General features: G+C 53.5%; 20 protein-coding genes. 12 read left to right on the plus strand and 8 right to left on the minus strand.

The window, feature by feature from the left end:
* Positions 1-59 precede the first annotated feature (59 nt).
* Entirely contained in the window at positions 60-557 is a 498-nt protein-coding gene (locus tag V7775_RS06305; RefSeq protein ID WP_335751002.1) for a DUF3576 domain-containing protein, read from the minus strand.
* A 276-nt stretch (positions 558-833) separates the two neighbouring features.
* On the opposite strand from V7775_RS06305, the gene V7775_RS06310 reads away from it, so the two are divergent.
* Both V7775_RS06310 and V7775_RS06315 read left to right on the plus strand, forming a co-directional pair.
* Positions 834-1,760 carry a porin gene (locus V7775_RS06310; protein WP_335751003.1) on the plus strand — a complete coding sequence of 309 codons (927 nt, stop codon included), beginning with the start codon at positions 834-836 and terminating at the stop codon, positions 1,758-1,760.
* 99 nt (positions 1,761-1,859) lie between these two features.
* On the plus strand, positions 1,860-2,513 hold the full coding sequence (locus V7775_RS06315) for a YggS family pyridoxal phosphate-dependent enzyme (protein ID WP_335751004.1): 654 nt from the start codon (positions 1,860-1,862) through the stop codon (positions 2,511-2,513).
* A 9-nt stretch (positions 2,514-2,522) separates the two neighbouring features.
* Here the strand turns inward: V7775_RS06315 and V7775_RS06320 are convergent, their stop codons facing one another.
* Both V7775_RS06320 and ribA read right to left on the minus strand, forming a co-directional pair.
* Entirely contained in the window at positions 2,523-3,017 is a 495-nt protein-coding gene (locus V7775_RS06320; protein WP_335751005.1) for a L,D-transpeptidase family protein, read from the minus strand.
* Complete coding sequence (gene ribA, locus V7775_RS06325) at positions 3,014-4,093, minus strand: GTP cyclohydrolase II (protein WP_335751006.1); 1,080 nt, start codon at positions 4,091-4,093, stop codon at positions 3,014-3,016. Before ribA ends, V7775_RS06320 begins: the two co-directional genes overlap by 4 nt.
* 165 nt (positions 4,094-4,258) lie before the next feature.
* Here ribA and V7775_RS06330 point away from each other — a divergent pair, with 165 nt between their 5' ends.
* The 5 genes from V7775_RS06330 to V7775_RS06350 all read left to right on the plus strand — a co-directional run bounded on the left by V7775_RS06330 (position 4,259) and on the right by V7775_RS06350 (position 7,813).
* Entirely contained in the window at positions 4,259-4,945 is a 687-nt protein-coding gene (locus tag V7775_RS06330) for a response regulator transcription factor (RefSeq protein ID WP_335751007.1), read from the plus strand.
* 229 nt (positions 4,946-5,174) lie between these two features.
* Positions 5,175-5,963: an exodeoxyribonuclease III gene (locus tag V7775_RS06335; RefSeq protein WP_335751008.1), complete on the plus strand. Its 789-nt coding sequence runs from the start codon at positions 5,175-5,177 to the stop codon at positions 5,961-5,963.
* A gap of 79 nt (positions 5,964-6,042) precedes the next feature.
* Positions 6,043-6,960: a co-chaperone YbbN gene (locus V7775_RS06340; protein ID WP_335751070.1), complete on the plus strand. Its 918-nt coding sequence runs from the start codon at positions 6,043-6,045 to the stop codon at positions 6,958-6,960.
* Positions 6,961-6,986: 26 nt separating this feature from the next.
* Complete coding sequence (locus tag V7775_RS06345; protein ID WP_335751009.1) at positions 6,987-7,631, plus strand: LON peptidase substrate-binding domain-containing protein; 645 nt, start codon at positions 6,987-6,989, stop codon at positions 7,629-7,631.
* Positions 7,628-7,813 (plus strand): Trm112 family protein, encoded by a 186-nt coding sequence (locus V7775_RS06350; RefSeq protein WP_335751010.1) that lies wholly within the window; start codon positions 7,628-7,630, stop codon positions 7,811-7,813. Before V7775_RS06345 ends, V7775_RS06350 begins: the two co-directional genes overlap by 4 nt.
* Before the next feature lie 10 nt (positions 7,814-7,823).
* Here V7775_RS06350 and V7775_RS06355 read toward each other — a convergent pair whose 3' ends face one another.
* Entirely contained in the window at positions 7,824-9,050 is a 1,227-nt protein-coding gene (locus V7775_RS06355; RefSeq protein ID WP_335751011.1) for an FAD-dependent monooxygenase, read from the minus strand.
* 87 nt (positions 9,051-9,137) lie between these two features.
* Here V7775_RS06355 and V7775_RS06360 point away from each other — a divergent pair, with 87 nt between their 5' ends.
* From V7775_RS06360 to V7775_RS06375, 4 genes are all read left to right on the plus strand, one after another.
* Positions 9,138-10,466, plus strand: coding sequence for an amidase (locus tag V7775_RS06360; protein ID WP_335751012.1), 1,329 nt, complete (start codon positions 9,138-9,140; stop codon positions 10,464-10,466).
* Between the two features lie 117 nt (positions 10,467-10,583).
* On the plus strand, positions 10,584-11,771 hold the full coding sequence (locus V7775_RS06365; protein ID WP_335751013.1) for an aminotransferase class I/II-fold pyridoxal phosphate-dependent enzyme: 1,188 nt from the start codon (positions 10,584-10,586) through the stop codon (positions 11,769-11,771).
* Positions 11,772-11,782: 11 nt separating this feature from the next.
* The gene (locus tag V7775_RS06370) at positions 11,783-14,818 is read left to right on the plus strand and encodes a DNA translocase FtsK (RefSeq protein ID WP_335751014.1); all 3,036 of its coding nucleotides are present in this window, start codon (positions 11,783-11,785) and stop codon (positions 14,816-14,818) included.
* A gap of 194 nt (positions 14,819-15,012) precedes the next feature.
* A complete protein-coding gene (locus tag V7775_RS06375; RefSeq protein ID WP_335751015.1) occupies positions 15,013-15,612 on the plus strand; it encodes a LolA family protein in 600 nt (199 codons plus the stop codon).
* An 18-nt stretch (positions 15,613-15,630) separates the two neighbouring features.
* Here V7775_RS06375 and V7775_RS06380 read toward each other — a convergent pair whose 3' ends face one another.
* From V7775_RS06380 to V7775_RS06390, 3 genes are all read right to left on the minus strand, one after another.
* Positions 15,631-16,002, minus strand: a complete 372-nt coding sequence (locus V7775_RS06380) for a DUF1304 domain-containing protein (RefSeq protein ID WP_335751016.1) — start codon at positions 16,000-16,002, stop codon at positions 15,631-15,633.
* Between the two features lie 97 nt (positions 16,003-16,099).
* Entirely contained in the window at positions 16,100-16,684 is a 585-nt protein-coding gene (locus V7775_RS06385) for a transglycosylase SLT domain-containing protein (protein ID WP_335751017.1), read from the minus strand.
* 77 nt (positions 16,685-16,761) lie between these two features.
* Positions 16,762-17,643, minus strand: a complete 882-nt coding sequence (locus tag V7775_RS06390) for an AEC family transporter (protein WP_335751018.1) — start codon at positions 17,641-17,643, stop codon at positions 16,762-16,764.
* Between the two features lie 84 nt (positions 17,644-17,727).
* On the opposite strand from V7775_RS06390, the gene hspQ reads away from it, so the two are divergent.
* The gene (hspQ, locus tag V7775_RS06395; RefSeq protein WP_335751019.1) at positions 17,728-18,054 is read left to right on the plus strand and encodes a heat shock protein HspQ; all 327 of its coding nucleotides are present in this window, start codon (positions 17,728-17,730) and stop codon (positions 18,052-18,054) included.
* Positions 18,055-18,088: 34 nt separating this feature from the next.
* Here hspQ and V7775_RS06400 read toward each other — a convergent pair whose 3' ends face one another.
* A complete protein-coding gene (locus tag V7775_RS06400) occupies positions 18,089-19,666 on the minus strand; it encodes a gamma-glutamyltransferase family protein (protein ID WP_335751020.1) in 1,578 nt (525 codons plus the stop codon).
* Between the last annotated feature and the right edge of the window lie 90 nt (positions 19,667-19,756).

Raw genomic sequence — 19,756 nt, forward strand, 5'->3', positions numbered from 1 at the left:
GACGTGTGGTAATCACAAAGCCCGGCGCTGCAAAATATCAATAACGGTTAGATGAGCGATCAGAGTTTGTTATCCGTGATCCGCAACTCGCGTGCACGCGAAAGAATCGCGTCTTCAACTGCGCGGCTTGTTGCTTTGTCCACTGAGCCGCCGCGCGATTGCAGCGCGACATTAAGAGAACGTGCATCAAGTGCTGGATCGTCAATAAGAACAGTGGCGCGATAAGCACGTCCACCACCGGGAGGCGTGCCGTAGCCTGTCACAATAACACCAGTGAACGGATCAACGGATGTTATCGGCATAAAGCTAAGAACCTCCAGCGTTGCGCTCCAGAGATACTTGTTCACCAAAACAGCGCTTTCGCTGCTTTGCCTGTTAAACAATGACCAAATAGTTTTGCTTGAGTCTGTTTCAACATTCGCTGGGTTGTTGGAATTTGTATACTGCGCTGGCCGTTCGGTCGCTGGTGATCCAAGCCGTCCGATTGAGCCGCAGGCAGCCAATGTGCCAAGCGCAACTGCTAGTATCGCTATATTTCGTGCCCGCATGCGCCCCATTCTCGCCACCTTAATACTGTTTTGATATGCAATACCCAAGCAAGAGCACCTGAGCAAGGTCTATGTATAGTAGTGTATAGCTATAGCGTGCGGTATCAGGTGTCACGGCGCTTGGCCGCTCAAATTGACTGTGGCAAAGCTGCACCATCATTCGCCACATTGCTTTTGGGCCTGCCGCTTTCCTTGCCAAAAGCCGAGGCGGGCCTCAAAAGAACCTCATACCTAGATCGGAATTCCCCGATCAGGTCCTTTTGAATTCAAACCGAGGGAAAACTCATGAAAAAAGTTCTCTTCGCAACAACAGCTCTGGTCGCCACAGCTTCAGTTGCAGCAGCAGACGTATCATTCTCTGGCTATGGCCGTTTTGGTATCCAATACATTGAAGGTGCTGACGGCGAGTCAGACACAAACGTAACAAGCCGTTTGCGTCTGCAGATCGATATGTCAGCAGAATCTGACGCTGGCGTTACTTTTGGTGCACGCGTTCGTCTCCAGCAGAACAACACAGACAACGCAGTATCAGGCGACGATGAGCGCTTCGGTTCCCCAGCGGGAACAGGCTTCAACGGCGCGCGCTTCTTCGCACGTACCGGTGGTCTTGAAGTTGGTGTTGGTAACATCTTCGGCGCACTTGAGTTCATGCCTGGCATGTACCCAATTGACCTCGGTTTGACTGGTTTGGGCTACGACTACACAGCTTATAACTTCCGCGCCGATGCGTACTCTTCCGGTGGTAACGGTTCTGCTGGCGCCAACGGCGTTGAAGTACTTTACTCTGCTGGTGATTTGTCCGTGCACGTTTCTGCTTCCGAAACAAACGACCGTATCGCAGCACACGTTGCATACACATGGAACGGCTGGACATTCGCATTGGGTGCACAGGATTCTGATTCCGATACAGACACAGAATTCGCAGCATCTGTTGGCGGTTCCTTCGGTATCGCAGACGTAACACTTGCGTATGCACAAAACGGTGACGAAGCTGACGGCGGCGGTGACCACGTTGTTTTGACTGGTCGTTTTGACGTAGGCGCAGCAACAAACATCGAAGTTTACGTTGCAGATGCTGACTACTTCACAGAAACATCCTACGGTATCGACTTTAACCACGACATGGGTGGCGGTACGTCTCTCCGTGGTGGTGTTGCTTCCCGTGGTGACGACTCCACACGTGTTGATCTGGGTGTTCGCTTCAACTTCTAAGTTGAACGAAATTACCTAAGTGATTTGGGGCAGACTTCGGTCTGCCCCTTTTCTTTTGTGTAATGCTGTTATTTGTAGGCCCTAGGATAGGAGCCCCATATGACACTGCGCGATATCACCGATAGAATTGCCAAAGCCGAAACAGCAGCAGGCCGAACACTAGGTTCAGTTTCCCTGATTGCGGTAAGTAAGGTGCAGCCAAACGCCCGTGTTGCTGCTGTGCTTGAAGAAGGCCACCGGATTTTTGGTGAGAACAAAGTACAGGAAGCGGCAGGCAAGTGGCCCGATTTCCGTGAGCAGTTTGACGACATCAATCTGCACCTGATCGGCCCTCTCCAAACCAATAAAGCCCGCCAAGCAATAGAACTGGCTCAGTGCATCCACACAGTGGACCGCCCTAAGCTTGCCAATACAATCGCGCGGCTGGCCCAAGAGATGGGCGAATGCCCTGATCTGTTCATCCAAGTGAATACAGGTGAGGAGGAGCAGAAAGCGGGTGTGTTACCCGCCGATGCTGATGGGTTCATCGCGGAGTGTCAGGCGCTTGATTTGCCTGTACGAGGCCTGATGTGCATCCCGCCTGTAGATGAAGAGTCTGCACTGCATTTTGCTCTACTCGCCAAAATCGCTGCGCGAAATGGTTTGGCTGGTCTCTCGATGGGGATGAGTAGCGATTTTGAGAAAGCGATTGCTTTGGGTGCCACGCATGTGCGCGTCGGATCTGCGATTTTTGGGGATCGAGTTGTGAAATAACTGGATATTCTAAAGGACGATTAAACGAGTGCTTAGTGTGATCTGGCGTGCAATCGCATGTAAATGCGCGCGCGAAAACGCTATACATCCTTCGGTCGGGTAACCGGGTCTGCGATATTGATGAATAAATATGGCTGACCCGTGTCCGCGTTTGGCGTGAGGCCAGTTCCAATCGGTTAGAATCACCAAGTCATATAGCGGGTCTGCGCGACGTAGCTTTTCGTGGCTGGGTGCATAAGGCGCGCGTACCATCAGGTTGTAGTTGGCGTCGCCTTCGTCATCTGACCACAGATCAAGCGGTCCAATTGAGCGCGCCCATGGGACTGGGCGGGCAATCCTGTCCGCACGATACAGCATCCCAACAATACCGTGCACCCCACGTGGGGTTGCACCATCACCTTCACGTTTGTTGCTTTTGATACCGCCTTTGCCAATCGTACAGGGCCATAGCAGCCCCTGAAATCGCACACCTTTGGGTGTCAGCACCAAGTCGCTAGCGTTCAAAGCAGATGTCCTGATTTTGCGGCCTTGGTTGCTAGGTATGCCTTGTTATGACGGTTTTCGCCCACTGCGAGCGGTACGCGTTCGGCCACATGAACACCTGACTGCCCCATCATCTCGACTTTACGAGGATTGTTTGTCAGCAGCTTTACAGAAGAAAACCCCATCTTCTTCAGTATATCTGCGCCAAGACGGAAATCACGCTCGTCGTCTTCAAAGCCAAGGCGATGATTCGCCTCAACGGTGTCAAAACCCTGATCTTGAAGGGAATAGGCGCGCATTTTGTTGGCTAGGCCAATCCCACGACCTTCTTGATTGAGGTAAAGTAGTACGCCTTGGCCCACAGCGCCCATCTGCGCCATTGCGGCGTGTAGTTGGGGGCCGCAGTCGCATTTGAGGCTGCCCAGAATGTCACCTGTAAAGCAGGCAGAATGCAGGCGACACAACACTGGCGTGTTCCTGTCAGGGCGTCCAACTTCGATAGCGTAATGCTCTTCACCGCCGTTTTCCGGACGAAATACGTGTAAGCGACCCTGTTCTGAGGCTTCCATTGGCAGGCGGGCATGCACAACCGAATGCAAGGGGCTGTTGGCCTGCAAAAGAAGCCCCGCAGCGGCACTGTCTACCAGCGTCAAGGAGTGAGTGAGGGCAAATGCGGCGGGATGGTCGAGCATGACAATCACGGCTGCGGGTAACAGGCGTGCGGACTTTACAAGGTTCAATGCGGTGCTGTGAACGGTTGCTTTGCCGTCACGTTGTGCAACAAGCGGCCCCTTCATGGGTGCGCGTAGATCATCGGAGGGGTCTGCAATGCTTTGAACCCACGTCAACGTTGCATCCTGCGGCAAAGCGATTCGCGCGAGATCGCCGTCGTAGGCACGTGCCTTTAATGTTCCGGCGCGCCGGGCTGTGATGGCAAGAACGGCATCATTTTCTAGCGTCATCACATTCGTAAACCGCTCAGCGGTCAATGTTTCGGCGGCCAAAACCAGCATATTGCCCAAAACGACAGGCACGCCCATGCGCAAATCAGCCCTCGCACGGGCAAGTGTTTCGGTTACATCTGGGGCAAAAGGCATGGCGAATGTTACAACTCATCAGATCTGTCGAACGATATCTAGGGCAATACCACGCGAATTGAAACATTTGACGGTATTGCGACACACCGATGTGAGGAAACGGTTCTACCCCTTGTTGATTTGCCGTGGTTCCATATCTTTAACTCAACGGAATGGAGACGCACTATGGCACAGCTCAAGAAAATCCTGTTGGTAGATGACGACGACGATTTGCGCGAAGCGCTTAGCGAACAGTTGATCATGACCGAAGACTTTGATGTCTTTGAGGCAGCGGACGGTGCTGACGCGATGGTCCGTGCAAAAGAGATGATCTATGACCTGCTGATTCTCGATGTGGGTTTGCCAGACACAGATGGTCGAGAGCTATGCCGCCTGCTGCGTAAGCAGGGAATCAAAAGCCCCATCATGATGCTGACTGGCCATGACGGAGATGCAGATACAATTCTGGGTCTGGACGCTGGTGCGAATGATTATGTTTCCAAACCTTTCAAGTTTCCAGTTTTATTGGCCCGTATTCGCAGCCAGTTGCGTACCCATGAACAATCGGAAGACGCGATTTTTCAGCTGGGCCCATATACGTTCAAGCCCTCCATGAAGATGTTGATCCGCGAAGACGAAACCAAAGTCAGGTTGACGGAGAAAGAAACAAATATCCTAAAATTCCTGCACCGCTCTGCCGAAGGCGTTGTCGCGCGGGATGTGCTGCTGCATGAGGTTTGGGGCTATAACGCTGGTGTAACGACCCACACATTAGAAACGCATATCTATCGCTTGCGCCAAAAGATTGAGCCAGATCCGTCAAATGCTCGCCTATTGGTGACCGAATCCGGCGGCTATCGGCTTATGATCTGATGGTGGGCTTTTTCGTTAAACATTAGATGTTACTGAATAACAGACAGGTTTTTTTCATGAGTTTCCTGTCGGTTTGAGCCCGAAGTTGAGTGGCCGGGTTAATTGTCACTCTCCCTCCCTGTTGGACTTGGCCGGGCCTTTGTGCTCGGCCCTTTTTTTGTCCCGTTTTTGGTGGTTGCCGCCTGATGGTCGCGTTAGGATGCGACGACCCATATCAGGAGCACACGCTATGTCCTTTACCCTTGCCACTTGGAACATCAACTCTGTCCGTCTGCGCGAGCCGATTGTGTGTAAATTGCTGGAAGAAGAAGGGCCCGATGTGCTGTGCTTGCAAGAATGCAAAAGCCCGGTTGATAAGATCCCGATGGAGGCATTTAACGCGCTTGGCTATAAGTACATGATTGCCGAAGGGCAAAAGGGTTATAACGGCGTGGCGATCCTGTCGAAACTGCCGTTGGAACCCGCAGGCGCACATGATTTTGCGCAACTGGGCCATGCGCGGCACGTTGCTGCAAAGCTGCCCAATGGCGTGACGGTCCATAACTTTTATGTGCCTGCTGGTGGCGATGTTGCGGATCGTGAAGTGAACGAAAAATTTGGACAAAAGATGGATTACCTCGCAGAAATGCGCGACTTCTTTCATGCCGAATCCCCGGAAAAATCTATCCTTGTTGGTGATCTGAACATTGCGCCACGTGAGGACGATGTTTGGGACCACAAAAAGCTGCTTAAGGTTGTCAGCCATACACCCGTCGAAGTCGAAGCATTGGCCCAGACACAAGACGCAGGTAAGTGGGTGGATATTACGCGTCAGGATATCCCTGAGGGATTGCTTTATAGTTGGTGGAGCTACCGTGCAAAGGATTGGGACGTTGCAAATAAGGGCCGCAGGTTGGACCACGTTTGGGCAACACCTGATATTTCATCATCTGCACACAGCAGCCGGGTTTTGCGTTCTGCACGCGGTTGGGAAAAACCGTCAGACCATGCGCCGATTTTTGCAACTTTCGATGTTTAAGGCTAAGCCTCTTTGAAACTGCGGGTTGAGGTCACATATGTAACCCAACCCGATTGAACCGCACATTAGGACCGATGATATTATGGATCTCAACCTTTCCGCCGCCGCACCTGCCGATGACTTAATCAAAGACACAACTGAAGCCACGTTTATGGCTGATGTCGTCGAGGCATCACAAACCACACCGATCATCGTTGATTTCTGGGCGCCGTGGTGCGGACCTTGCAAAACCTTGGTGCCACAGCTTGAGGCGGCAGTAACTGCGGCCAAGGGTGCCGTGAAGATGGTTAAGATCAATGTGGATGAGGCGCAGGCGATTGCGGGTCAGCTGCAAATCCAGTCGGTACCGACGGTCTATGCGTTCTGGAAGGGACAGCCCATTGATGGTTTTCAGGGCGCTGTTCCACAATCCGAGATTATCGAATTTGTTGACCGCGTTATTAAGGCGGCAGGGGGCGAAGCGCCCTCCGACACGCTTAATGATGCAGTTGAAGCAGCCGAAGAAATGCTGACTGACGGTCAGGCAGATGATGCGGCACAGACGTTTGCGGCCATTCTGGGCGAAGATCCGATGCATGCTGGTGCCTATGGTGGCATGGTCCGCGCGCATATCGCGTTGGGCGATTTGGATAAGGCCGAAGGCTTGCTCAATGGTGCACCAATCGAGATTTCCAAAGCGTCCGAACTGGAAGCCGCGCACGCGCAACTTGAACTGGCACGACAGGCCGCTGATGCAGGACCAGTAGCTGAACTGAGTGCCGCAGTAGAAGCCAATCCTGATGACCTTCAAACGCGATTTGATCTGGCTCAAGCGTTATATGCCAACGATGATGCCGAAGCGGCGGTTGATCAACTTCTTGAGTTGTTCAAGCGAGATCGCGAATGGAACGACGGCGCTGCCAAGACACAACTCTTCACCATTTTTGATGCATTAAAACCTGCCGATCCAATCGCATTGAATGGTCGACGCAAATTGAGCTCATTGATATTTGCCTGATCGGCCAACAGCACTATCTGTAAGACATGATAAAACAAGCTGATCTGCCAGACACCATCCCGATCTTTCCATTGGAGGGAGCGCTGCTGTTGCCGCGCTCTCGACTGCCGCTGCATATATTTGAGCCGCGCTATTTGCAGATGATCGAGGACGCGTTGAAAACCAGCACGCGGTTGATCGGTATGGTGCAACCTAATGTGATTCCGGGCCGTGAAGGCATGGGGTTGCAGACGATTGGATGTGCAGGACGCATCAGCCAGTTTTCTGAAACCGAAGATGGCCGATACATGATCACGTTGGCGGGCATATCGCGCTATCGTATTGTCAAAGAAACCGAAGGTTTTGCCCCGTATCGCCGGTGTGAAGTGTCTTGGGAGGGTTTTGGCCCTGATCTGCAAGATGAAGAGGCGGATACTGCGTTTGATCGCAAGCCGTTTTTGGATGCGTTGTCGCGGTATTTTGATGTGCGCGGCCTATCAGCAGATTGGGAAGCCCTGACAGATGCGGATGACGAGCTGCTTATCAATTCGCTGTCAATGATGCTGGATTTTGAGAGCGAAGATAAGCAGGCCTTGCTAGAGGCACCGTCGCTGCGTACGCGACGAGAGACATTGGTGACGCTGATAGAATACGCCCTACGTGGCGGTGGTGATGGGGAGATGATGCAATGAATGATACGGTTGTAAACTTTGATCGCCGGATGCTTGAGGCGCTTATTTGCCCGCGCAGTCAGCAGACGTTGCGCTATGACGCTGAGCGTCAGGAGCTGGTGTCAAAGTCGGCGGGCCTTGCGTACCCTATCCGCAATGGTATCCCCGTTATGCTGATTGATGAGGCGCGTATCCTAGACTAGGGGCATGCGCCTAAAGCGGCAAACCTCGCATGAGCTTTGGTAAGTCACCATTCAGGCCAGCGGCTTCGCGTATGAATGTTCTGCGCAGGCCGGGCATGGCGTTGATAACCCCCATCCCAATGTCGCGGGCAAGGCGCATAAACCCATTATCGTTTGAGAAAAGGCGATTGAAACTGTCGGTGGCCAGCGCCAGTGAGACGTTGTCAAAACGCCGCCATTCTTGATAACGCGCCAGTGCAACGCCAGCGCCAAAATCTTCACCGCGGCGCTGCGCGTCTACAATCACCTCACACAATGCGGCGATATCGCGAAAGCCAGCGTTTAAGCCCTGACCAGCGATGGGATGAACGCCGTGGGCACTATCCCCCACCAGCGCAACACGATCTGCGATCATGTCATGGGTCAAGGATAGGCTAAGCGGGTAAGTATATCGCGCACCCGCAAGGGATATTTCGCCCAGAAAATCGCCAAACCGCGGACGTAGAACATTCAAGTATTCCTCGTCAGGCAAGGCGTGAATGCGCGCTGCATTTTGATCGGTCTCGGACCAAACGATCGAACTGCGGTTTCCTGTAAGCGGTAAAATTGCCAAGGGTCCGGGGGGCATAAAGAACTGATGGGCAATGCCATTATGGGGCAGTTCATGATTGACCGCACACACCAACGCGGTCTGACCATAAGCCCAACCAGTTCGTTTGATCCCCGCGCGCGCCGCCGTCCCCGATGAACGCCCATCAGCGCCAATACACAAACGGGCGCGTAGTAGTTTACCGGAGGCAAGGGTAAGTGTGACACCCGTTGTATCAGGGGCCTGCGCAATAACCTCTTCGCCGTTCATGACATGGACAGCGTCATTGGCGGCAACTGCTTCCATCAGCGCACGCCGCAGATGACGGTCCTCAAGCATGTGACCCATCGGGCCTTCCTCAATCTCGGCATGATCGAAATGCATGAAAAAGGGCGATGGCCCTTCGCCAGCGCGCCCATCGGTTACTTTGATTTCCAGCATTGGCTGCGCATGTTCGGTTACCGTTTCCCACAGCCCAATCCCCTCAAGAAGGCGAACCGAGGTCAGCGCGAGCGCGTAAGAGCGGCCGTCAAATCCGTCAGCCTTTCGCGTTTGCGCCTTTTGGGCATCAATCACAGTGACCTTCAGCCCGCTGGCTGCAAGTGCAAGGGCAAGGGTGGGGCCGCTTAGCCCGCCGCCCACGATGGCGATATCTGTATCAAAACTCATACTGTTCAATATGGCGGGCAACAGGGGATTGTCCATGCGCCCAAGCGCCGCTACCGTCACAAGAAATCAGATAGAGGGAAGATTGATATGCGTGACTGGCTTAGCATGACTGCAGCAGACCTTGGCCGTGGCATTGGCGCAGGTGACATCGATCCGGTCGCCCTATGCGAGACCTATCTGTCCGAGATTGAGGCGCATCCACTACGGGACCGCATTTATGCGCGCGTGACGGCATCCCGTGCCCGTGCGGAGGCCAGCGCGGCCGCGCAGCGTGCGCAGGCTGGCCAACGATTGTCATTGTTAGATGGTGTACCGATCAGTTGGAAAGACCTCTATGACACTGCCGGAGTTGGCACTGAGGCGGGTTCAAAATTGCTTGAGGGTCGTGTGCCGGAACATGATGCTTTGGTTTTGCAAAACGCAACTGCTGCCGGGCTGGTCTGTTTGGGTAAGGTCCACATGAGTGAGTTGGCGTTTTCGGGTTTGGGCTATAACCCCTCCACAAACACTCCACCCTGCGTGAATGACGCGGATGCTGTACCGGGCGGATCATCATCTGGTTCTGGTGCTTCGGTCGCCTTTGGATTGGCCGCAGCCAGTATTGGTTCTGATACAGGCGGATCGGTTCGCATCCCCTCGGCGTGGAATGATCTTGTGGGGCTGAAAACAACTCACGGGCGGCTCAGCCTTGAGGGTGTTGTGCCGCTTGCGCTCAAGTTTGATACGATTGGCCCGCTTTGTCGCTCTGTCGAAGATGCAGCGCTGCTGACTGCTGCGCTGGAGGGCAGCAAGGCACCTGATTTGCGTGGTGCCTCGCTCAAAGGATGCCGTTTTGCAATTCTAGAAACGGTTATGATGGAGGACTTGCGTGATGCGCCCAAAGCAGCATTTGAAAGCGCAGTTGAGCGCCTAAAGGCTGCGGGCGCGATTGTTGAGATGATCAAAGTACCCGCCGCACAACAGGCACTGGATGTGTCAGGCCAATTGATGACATCAGAGGCTTATGGCCTTTGGCGGGATGTTATCGAAGCAGCACCTGAAAAGATGTATTCTGAAATTTTGCGTCGTTTCCGTCTGGGGCTTGAATGTTCGGGGCCCGATTATGTGGCTGCTTGGGCCAAACTGGAAGGCGCGCGTGTTGCCTATGATCAGGCAACTGCTGGTTATGATGCGGTACTTGCGCCAACGGCTCCTATTTTACCGCCAAATCTGGAACGGTTGAAGACCGACGAAGAATATTACGTCACTGAAAACCTGCTGGCATTGCGCAATACGCGCCTTGGTAACCTGTTGGGGCTGTGCAGCCTGACCTTGCCGACGGATACGCCGAGTTGCGGTTTGATGATCCTTGCAGCGCCCGATCAAGACAGCGCTGTGTTACGTCTGGGGGCTGCAGCAGAGGCAGCGCTGGCGTAACGGGCGAAAATGCCACAAGCGGCGCATATCCATCGGGTTTTTCCTAGACGACAGGCGGCGATTTAAGCTACCTTGGGACAAACGGGACGCTAATGATCCCGATCCGAGGCAGTTTTGATGAATTTTCCTGAGCGGTTTTCGAACCTTCCTGCTCACGTGTGGCCCCGTTTGCGCGCTCTTTTAGACGTGCACGAGGGGGGCGGTCCGCTGATGCAGATGACCATAGGCGAGCCGAAACATGTGTTTCCGGCTTGGGTTACTGACGTGATCGTTGAAAACGCCGCGGGTTTTAACAGCTATCCACCAAATGACGGCTCACCCGCACTGCGCGGCGCCATCGCGGCGTGGGTAAATCGCCGTTACGGCGTGCCAGTGGACGCGGATACGCAGGTCATGGCGCTAAACGGAACACGTGAAGGTCTGTACAATGCGGTGATCGCGTTGTGTCCTGAAACGAAGAATGGTCAAAAACCGACGATCCTAGTCCCTAACCCGTTTTATCCGGTTTACATGATCGCTGCGATTTCAGGTGCGTGCGATCCGGTTATGGTGAATGCGACAAGTGAAACAGGTCACCTTCCGGACTTTGATGCGGTGGATGAAGAGACGCTCAATCGCACGGTCGCTGTCTATATCTGCTCACCGGCCAACCCGCAGGGTGCTGTTGCGTCGCGTGAGTATTGGGAAAATACGATCCGTCTCGCTGAAAAACATGATTTCCTGATCTTTGCGGATGAATGCTATTCCGAGATTTACCGCGATGAGCCGCCAGTTGGTGCGTTGCAAGTTGCCCATGAGATGGATGTGGACCTGAACCGCGTTGTGATTTTCCATAGCCTCAGCAAGCGTTCTAACCTGCCTGGTCTGCGGTCGGGGTTTGTGGCCTCCGGTGCGGACAGTATCCGTGAGATCAAACAGCTGCGCAATTTTGCTGGCACGCCTTTGCCTCTGCCATTGCAGACAGCATCTGCTGCCGTGTGGGAAGATGAGGCGCATGTCATCGAGAACCGCGCGCTATATGCTGAGAAGTTCGAGATAGCGGATCGCATCTTTGGCAATGTCGCGGGATACGTCAGCCCCGAGGCGGGATTCTTTCTGTGGTTGCCAGTCGAAGATGATGAAGTTGCAGCCTTAAAGCTGTGGCGTGAAACAGGTGTGAAGGTGCTGCCGGGCGGCTACCTCGCACAGGATGTTCCGGGCGTCGAAAACCCCGGTAAGAAATATATAAGAGTGGCCCTAGTGGCCCCAAAAGAAGAGACAGAACGGGGGCTTTTGGCCATCCGTGACTGTCTTTATGCGGTATAGAGGGACGAGTTATGGCTTATCAGACACGCGGGCGCGAACCGCTGCTAGACAGTAACACAGCAGAAGCGATCGAAAAACGTGGCAAGGAGTTGCTGGGTGTTGTGCTGGTGGTGCTGGGCATCATGGCTGCAATGATGATCGGCAGCTATACCCCTGATGATCCAAATTGGATGTTGGCCACAGATGCACCTGCGCAAAATTGGCTTGGTCGTATGGGCGCCTCCCTTGCTGCCCCGCTGTTTATGATTGTTGGTTGGGGCGCTTGGGGTCTTGCGATTGTGTTGCTGGTCTGGGGCGTGCGCTTTGCGTTGCACCGTGGCCAAGAGCGCGCGATGGGCCGCCTTATTTTTGCGCCGATTGCGGTCGCTTTGGGTGCTATCTATGCCGCAACACTGACACCGGGTTCTGAATGGTTGCAGACACATAGCTTTGGCTTGGGTGGTTTGTTTGGTGACACCGTCATGGGCGTCATCCTGACAGTATTGCCAATCGGGTCTACGTTCACAGTAAAGCTGATGTCGCTGTTGATGGGGGCTGGTATCCTTGCGTTAGGCGCATTTGTTTTGGGATTCACCCGTTGGGAACTGTCGCGCTTTGGCCGGTTTCTGCTGGTCGGAACAATCATGGCTTATGCCGCCTTGATGAACGTTCTGGGCCGTAGCGCTGCGGGTGCCGTAGGTGCGGCGCAGGGGTTGCAGGTCAAACAGGCAGAACGCCGCGAACTTCGCCGCGTTGAGCAAGAACAAGCCGACGCATATGCTGCTGAACAAGCCCAAGCAGAAGTCCAAGTTGCACCTGCGGCAGTTCGTACGCCAACGATCATTGCCAGCCGCGCAGCACCTTTGCCCCCGGCTGAGGATATGTATGATTATGAGCAGGAGCCTGTGCAAACAGCAGAGACTAAGTCAGGTCTGCTTGCGCGGATGCCGGGTCTGATAAAACGTCCAGATGTAATGCCTGAGCCCGAACTGGTTGAACAACACCACGAAGCAGTTCTGGAAGAAGCTCCTGATGCGGACCGTATCAAAACCAAAATTTCGGATGTCATCAAGAACCGGGTACGTACAACCAATGCTGTGCATGTCCCTGCGACCGCTCCGCTGACGCGCGGCCGTGGTCGTGGCCCTGATCCACTGTTGCTGAACACTAAACGCGAAGAGCCGCCGTTAACTGCACACGTCCGCGTTGCGCCTATCCCTGCTGAGCCGCCATTGACCGCCCGGGCGATCCCTGTAGCACCACCTGCGCCAGTCTATGCGGACGCAGCCCCGAGCGAGAGCTATGATGCGTTGACTGAAACATTCGAGGCCGACGAAGTGAACATCTTTGTTGAACCTCAAGTTGTTGAGGAGGCGCTACCAGATACGCCAACACCACCTGCACCTGCGCCAATTATGGTCGCGGCACCGCATATTCCTATTCCTGAGCCAAAGCGCGTCGTGACGCCAATGACCCGCAAAGCGGTCCCTCAAAGCAAGCAAGCAAAAGCAGAAGCCCAACCCGCATTGTCATTTGATGACAGCCACCCGGGTTTTGAGTTGCCACCGCTTAATTTGTTGGAGTCTCCCGAAGACAGCCCGCGTTTGCATCTAAGCGATGAAGCCCTCGAAGAGAACGCCCGCATGCTGGAAAACGTTCTAGATGATTATGGCGTCAAAGGTGAGATCGTCGCCGTACGTCCAGGTCCAGTTGTTACCATGTATGAACTTGAACCTGCGCCGGGCCTCAAAGCGTCTCGCGTGATTGGTCTGGCTGATGACATCGCACGCTCCATGGCGGCATTGTCTGCACGTGTTTCTACTGTTCCGGGTCGTTCGGTCATTGGTATCGAATTGCCAAACGAGAACCGCGAAAAAGTAGTGCTGCGTGAGATCCTAAGCAGCCGTGACTTTGGTGATGGCAATCAGAACCTGCCACTGGCTTTGGGCAAAGATATTGGTGGGGAACCTGTTGTGGCGAACCTTGCCAAGATGCCTCACCTGCTGATTGCGGGTACAACGGGATCAGGTAAATCGGTTGCGATCAACACAATGATCCTAAGCTTGCTGTACAAACTAAGTCCGCAAGACTGCCGCATGATCATGATTGACCCCAAGATGCTGGAACTCAGCGTCTATGACGGCATTCCGCATCTTTTGTCCCCCGTTGTTACGGACCCCAAAAAAGCGCTGGTTGCGTTGAAGTGGACCGTCGGTGAGATGGAAGACCGCTATCGCAAGATGTCAAAAATGGGTGTGCGTAACATTGAGGGTTACAACGGCCGCGTCAAAGAAGCGCTGTCCAAAGGCGAGATGTTCAGCCGCACGGTTCAGACCGGATTTGATGACAACACAGGCGAACCAATCTTTGAAACAGAAGAGAACACGCCAGAGAAGCTGCCCTATATCGTCGTAATCGTCGACGAAATGGCAGACCTGATGATGGTCGCTGGTAAAGAGATCGAAGCCTGTATTCAGCGTTTGGCGCAGATGGCGCGTGCATCGGGTATTCACCTGATCATGGCCACGCAGCGCCCATCTGTTGACGTGATCACGGGTACAATTAAGGCGAACTTCCCAACGCGGATTTCGTTCCAAGTGACCAGTAAAATCGACAGCCGCACCATTCTGGGTGAAATGGGTGCCGAACAGCTGCTGGGCATGGGCGACATGTTGTATATGGCGGGTGGTTCCAAGATTGTGCGTTGTCACGGCCCGTTTGTAAGCGATGAAGAAGTCGAGGAAATCGTCAACCACCTCAAACAATTTGGTGAGCCTGACTATGTTTCCGGCGTTGTCGAAGGGCCGCCAGAAGGCAAGGAATCTGATATTGATACTGTGCTTGGCCTCAATACAGGTGGAAATACAGACGTCGCGGATGCGCTGTATGACACTGCGGTGAATATCGTCACTAAAGATCGCAAATGCTCGACGTCCTACATCCAGCGAAAGCTTGCTATTGGCTATAACAAAGCGGCCCGCTTGGTTGAACAAATGGAAGACGAGGGCCTCGTCTCTCCTGCGAACCATGTTGGCAAACGAGAGATACTTGTGCCGGAACAAGGCTAACCTCCTTTATCCTGCATCCAAGAGAAAAGGCTCCCCTGCTCAGAGGGGGGCCTTTTTGTATTATGAAGGCGCATGCCCGCTTATCAGGGGGGAAAGTGGAGAACTTCCTGCCAAAGCGCCTTGTTGATATCGCATATCAAAGCCCACCACCCTATGTTGAGGGCAATGCAGTATCTAAGAAACAGGAACATCATATGCGATTTCTGAAAACCGTCACTTTAAGCGCGGCATTCGCTGTAGCCGCAACAGCCGCAATGGCGGACAAGCTGCCATTGGGCAGTATCAGCAGCTATCTCAATAAAATGACGACCGCTCAGGGTGAGTTCACGCAGATCAACAGCGATGGAACAATCTCGACGGGCACGATTTATATCAAACGCCCTGGTCGCGTCCGGTTTGAGTACAACGCGCCTGAAACCGGTTTGGTTATCGCGGGCTCAAATACTGTGGTGATTTATGATACCAAATCGAACCAGCCACCTGAAACCTATCCACTGTCGCGCACACCACTGTCGATCATTCTAGCGCGTAACGTGAATCTGACACAGGCTAAGATGGTGACGGGCCATGCCTATGATGGCACCGCTACAACCGTCACTGCCCAAGACCCCGAGAACCCGCAGTATGGCAATATTCAGATGAAGTTCACGGGCCCGAATCCCGAACTGCGCCAGTGGATCATCAATGATGGCAATGGCAGCCAAACAACGGTTGTTCTGGGCGAGCTGAAACAAGGGGGCAGCCTGCCCAATAAGCTATTTGATGTTGGTAGTCCGGGAACTGCTAACCGATAACACCAAGTTAGCGCGCCATTATTGGCGCGCTGCACGCCATAGCAACAAGGCAGTGATCAGCGCTGGGACGGTTTGGATCATTAGAATGCGCGGAGAGACTGTTACAGCTCCGACAATTCCGGCAACCATCACGAACAGCAAAAAGCAGGTCGCGATATTGCGCTGCCAAACTCTGTCAGCGATGGTTAATGCCCATATCAACCCTGCGGCTAGAAACGCATTGTAAATACCTTGGTTGGCGGCGAGGTCGGTTGTTTGTGCAAACAACTCAGCGGGAAAAGTAGAGAAGACACGCGGCCCTGTCGCTTCCCATGCGAACATTTCAAAGTAAGCAATATACGCATGAAGGGCTGCAATGAACCCGATGAGTAAACGCGAAATGGCAAGCATAGGTGTTTTCTCCCTTTGATGAGATGATAGTGGCCTAGTCCAGTTAGATAGCGTTGGCGGGTGCGTTTGGTCTGTTGCACACCGCCAATGACGCCATCTAGCGCAGTCTGCATCCAGAAATTTGATCTCTGTACATAAAGGAACGCGCCTCTACATTGCCTGCAACGTCCACTAACCAAGGTTTGCTGTTGTATGTGCCTTTGCGAAAGCCCGTGTGACCCTCGTGATAGGCCAGATATTGGTTGCGCGCATCAGACAGAGCAATGCCGTTACGCTCGCGGCTGGTGTTCATGTACCACCCCATAAAGTCGGTGGCATCTTTGATTTTGTTACGCCGCGCGCCGCCGCGCCGTTCGGCATCGCGATATTCGTCCCATGTGGCATCCAATGCTTGGCTATAACCAAACGCACTTGATTGACGCCCCATTGGAATTACGCCCAGCACATACCTGAATGGTGTGCGGGCGTCAGACACGAACTTGCTCTCTTGGTGGATCGTGGCCATCTGAACGTAAATGGGAACGCCCCATTTCCGCTCAACGGATTTGAACGCTTTGTGGTAGTCGGGGCGCTGTTTGAGAATCGTGCAGGCGTTGTCCAGATTCCGTGGTGGAGTACTGGATGACCCCCCACAGCTGGCCAGCAGGAGCACGACGATCAATGCGCGAAGGGGTGTTTTCATTTGCCTATCGCCTCAAGTTTAGTTTTTTATATTTTGCAGCATCGTATCGCGGGTTGCTTCGTTTTTATAGTAAAATCCTACAATAGAACGGCTAAAAGAAGCGGTAATGCGCCGACTGATATCAATGTTGAGACAACAACGAGCCCTGCAACTGATTCGGCATCAGCGCCGTATTTCGCGGCCAACAGATAAGACGTGACTGCCACAGGCGTCGCGACCTGCAAAACAAGAACCCCAGAGGCAATGTGATCAAGGTTAAAGGCAACGGCTGCAACCCATGCAATTCCAGTGCAGAGCACCAGTTTGACGACTGAAAGCGCAACGGCGCGCCCGATTCCCCGAGGGGTCAGCCGCGCCACAGCCACACCAAGCGTAATCAGCATCAGCGGAATCGCCATCTGCCCGATCAGTACAAGCGTGTTGGTGAGGAATTGCGGTGTCTGCCAATCCTGCCAAAGAAACAGACCGCCGAGCAATGCCGCCCAAACCAGGGGTTCTCGGAGGACTTTGCCAAAGCTGCCCGGGCCAGCAATCAACCAGATTCCAAAGGTGAACGTCCAAATAGCCATGATTGCAAAGACAACAACAGCATAGCTGAGCCCTTCTTCACCGAACGCAAATAAAGCAAGAGGCAGGCCCAGATTGCCAGTGTTGCCAAAAATCAGGGGTGCCAGATAGGTGCGGCGGGGCAAACCACCAGCCCAAACGAGTGCTGCAGCCGCGATTGTGATGCCTAGATAGGCAACGATTGAGGCAAGCGAGAGCGCGGCCAATGCGGCCGGATCAATCTGCGTTTGCATCAAGGATGTGAAGATCAAACAAGGTACAGCTAACGTTGTGCCGAGTTGTGTCACAAAGTTTATTCGATACTCGTACCCCAGCTTTACCCAGCCAAACCCAACGGCAGCCAATAAAAATACAGGTGCTACGACCTCAAGAACCACAAGTGTCAAGTTCACAGACTGTTTCCTTTAAGTTAGCTGCAATAATTGGACAAATTGTCCTTGTTTCGGATAGGAACCAAGAGTAGGGAACGCACTGCTATGATCCGAACACGCGCAAAATATCATCTGGGCCAGGTTGTCCGCCACAAGAAACACCCGTTCCGCGGGGTGATTTTTGATGTCGATCCAATTTTCGCAAATACAGATGAATGGTACGAGTCGATTCCAGAAGAAAGCCGGCCCATCAAAGGCCAGCCCTTTTATCATTTGTTGGCTGAAAACGATCAAAGCTATTACGTGGCCTATGTGTCCGAACAAAACTTGGTTGCGGATTATTCAGGTGAGCCTGTCGACCATCCCGATATTCCTGATCTGTTTGGCCCATTTGAAAACGGCGCTTACCCGCTACATTTTCAACTCAATTGATAAGGGGATGCATTTCTGCACCCCCGACCAATATTTAGTAACCCAAAGCACAGCCATCTTTTCGGGGGTCTGAAGCGCCCTCAAGTACGCCGCTTTCGTGGATTTTGATGGCTTGAGCGCCGCCGATGGCCGTTTGAGGGATCGCAACCTTATGTCCCTTATCAACCAGCTCAGCACGTACGGCGTCTGAGTACCCGCGTTCGACATTTAACGTACCGTTGTCCGAAAACGCACGAGGCGCATCAATGGCTGCTTGGGGATCCATCCCGAAATCACACAGATTAGAGGCAAAGCGGGCGTGACCACAGGGTTGATATGCCCCGCCCATGACACCGAACGGCATCATCACACGCCCATTTTGACGGATCATGCCGGGAATAATTGTGTGCATCGGGCGCTTTCCGCCTTTGAGCTCATTGGGATGACCCTGTTCTAATGTGAAACCTGCGCCACGGTTTTGCATCAGCAACCCGAACTTATCCGAAGCAATGCCAGAACCAAAGCCATGGAAGATGGAATAAATCAGGGAAACTGACATGCCGTCACCATCCACGACTGTGATATAGATCGTATCCTTGTGAACGGCCTCGGTGAGGGCAGCAGGGCTTTGCATTGCCTGTGTGGGGTCAATCAACGCGGCCAGTTTTTTTGCTGTGTCCATCTCTAACATGTACTCAGCGCGCGTGGCGTAATCTGCATCTGCAAGGAAGCGATTGCGCGCATCATACGCCAGCTTTGCGGCTTCAGCTTCTATGTGCACACGCTGCGCACCCAAAGGATCCATTCCTGCCATATTGAACTGGGACAAGATATTGAGCATAAGCAGGGCGGTTGCGCCTTGACCATTGGGCGGATGCTCAACAACTTCGATATCTTTATAAGCGCCTGCAATGGGTGTTGTCGGTGTGCACGCGACAGCTGCGAAATCTTCGGCTGTGTGTTTGCCGCCCATGGCGTTTAGCGTGGTGATCATGTCGTCAGCAATTTCGCCTGTGTAAAACGCATCGCGACCATCTTTTGCGATTCGCTTCAGCACTTCGGCTTGACCAGGTGCGCGAAAGATTTCGCCTACCTTTGGGGTTTTCCCGTTGATCAGGTAGTAATCGCGGGCAACGCCTTGCAAGGTGTCCGCATCATTGCCCCAATCGAAGGCCACACGCGGTGCAACAGGTACGCCTTCCTCAGCATATTTAATTGCTGAAGAAAGCAACGCATCAAGCCCCAACTTCCCCACTGTTTCGGACAGGTGACAAAACGCATCAACGGCACCCGGAATGGTTACTGCATGGGCAGAATGCACTGGAACGGTTTTTTCACCCGAATCGCGAAGCTGTGCTGCGTCCAGCGCAGCAGGTGCTCGGCCTGAACCATTAAGGGCATGCACCTCGTTGCTTCCACCTTCTGACCAGAGGACAAAACAGTCTCCGCCAATGCCTGTCATTTGTGGCTCGCAAATGCCCAGCAGAACCGCACCAGCGATTGCGGCATCCATAGCGTTTCCGCCACGCTCAAGCACATCAATGGCGGCCTTCGCGCCTAAAGGATGGGAAGTGGCGCACATGCCACCTGTTGCCAAGACAGGAGACCGGCCTGGGAAGTGGAAATCACGCATTGGGAAGAACCTCGTTCATACAACTGTTTGGCGGAGCCTAGAACGTTAGAACGCCGCTGCCAATGTGAATGAAGTGAGGATGTTTGGGGG

Source organism: Sulfitobacter sp., from assembly GCF_036960155.1.
Classification (GTDB): domain Bacteria; phylum Pseudomonadota; class Alphaproteobacteria; order Rhodobacterales; family Rhodobacteraceae; genus Sulfitobacter.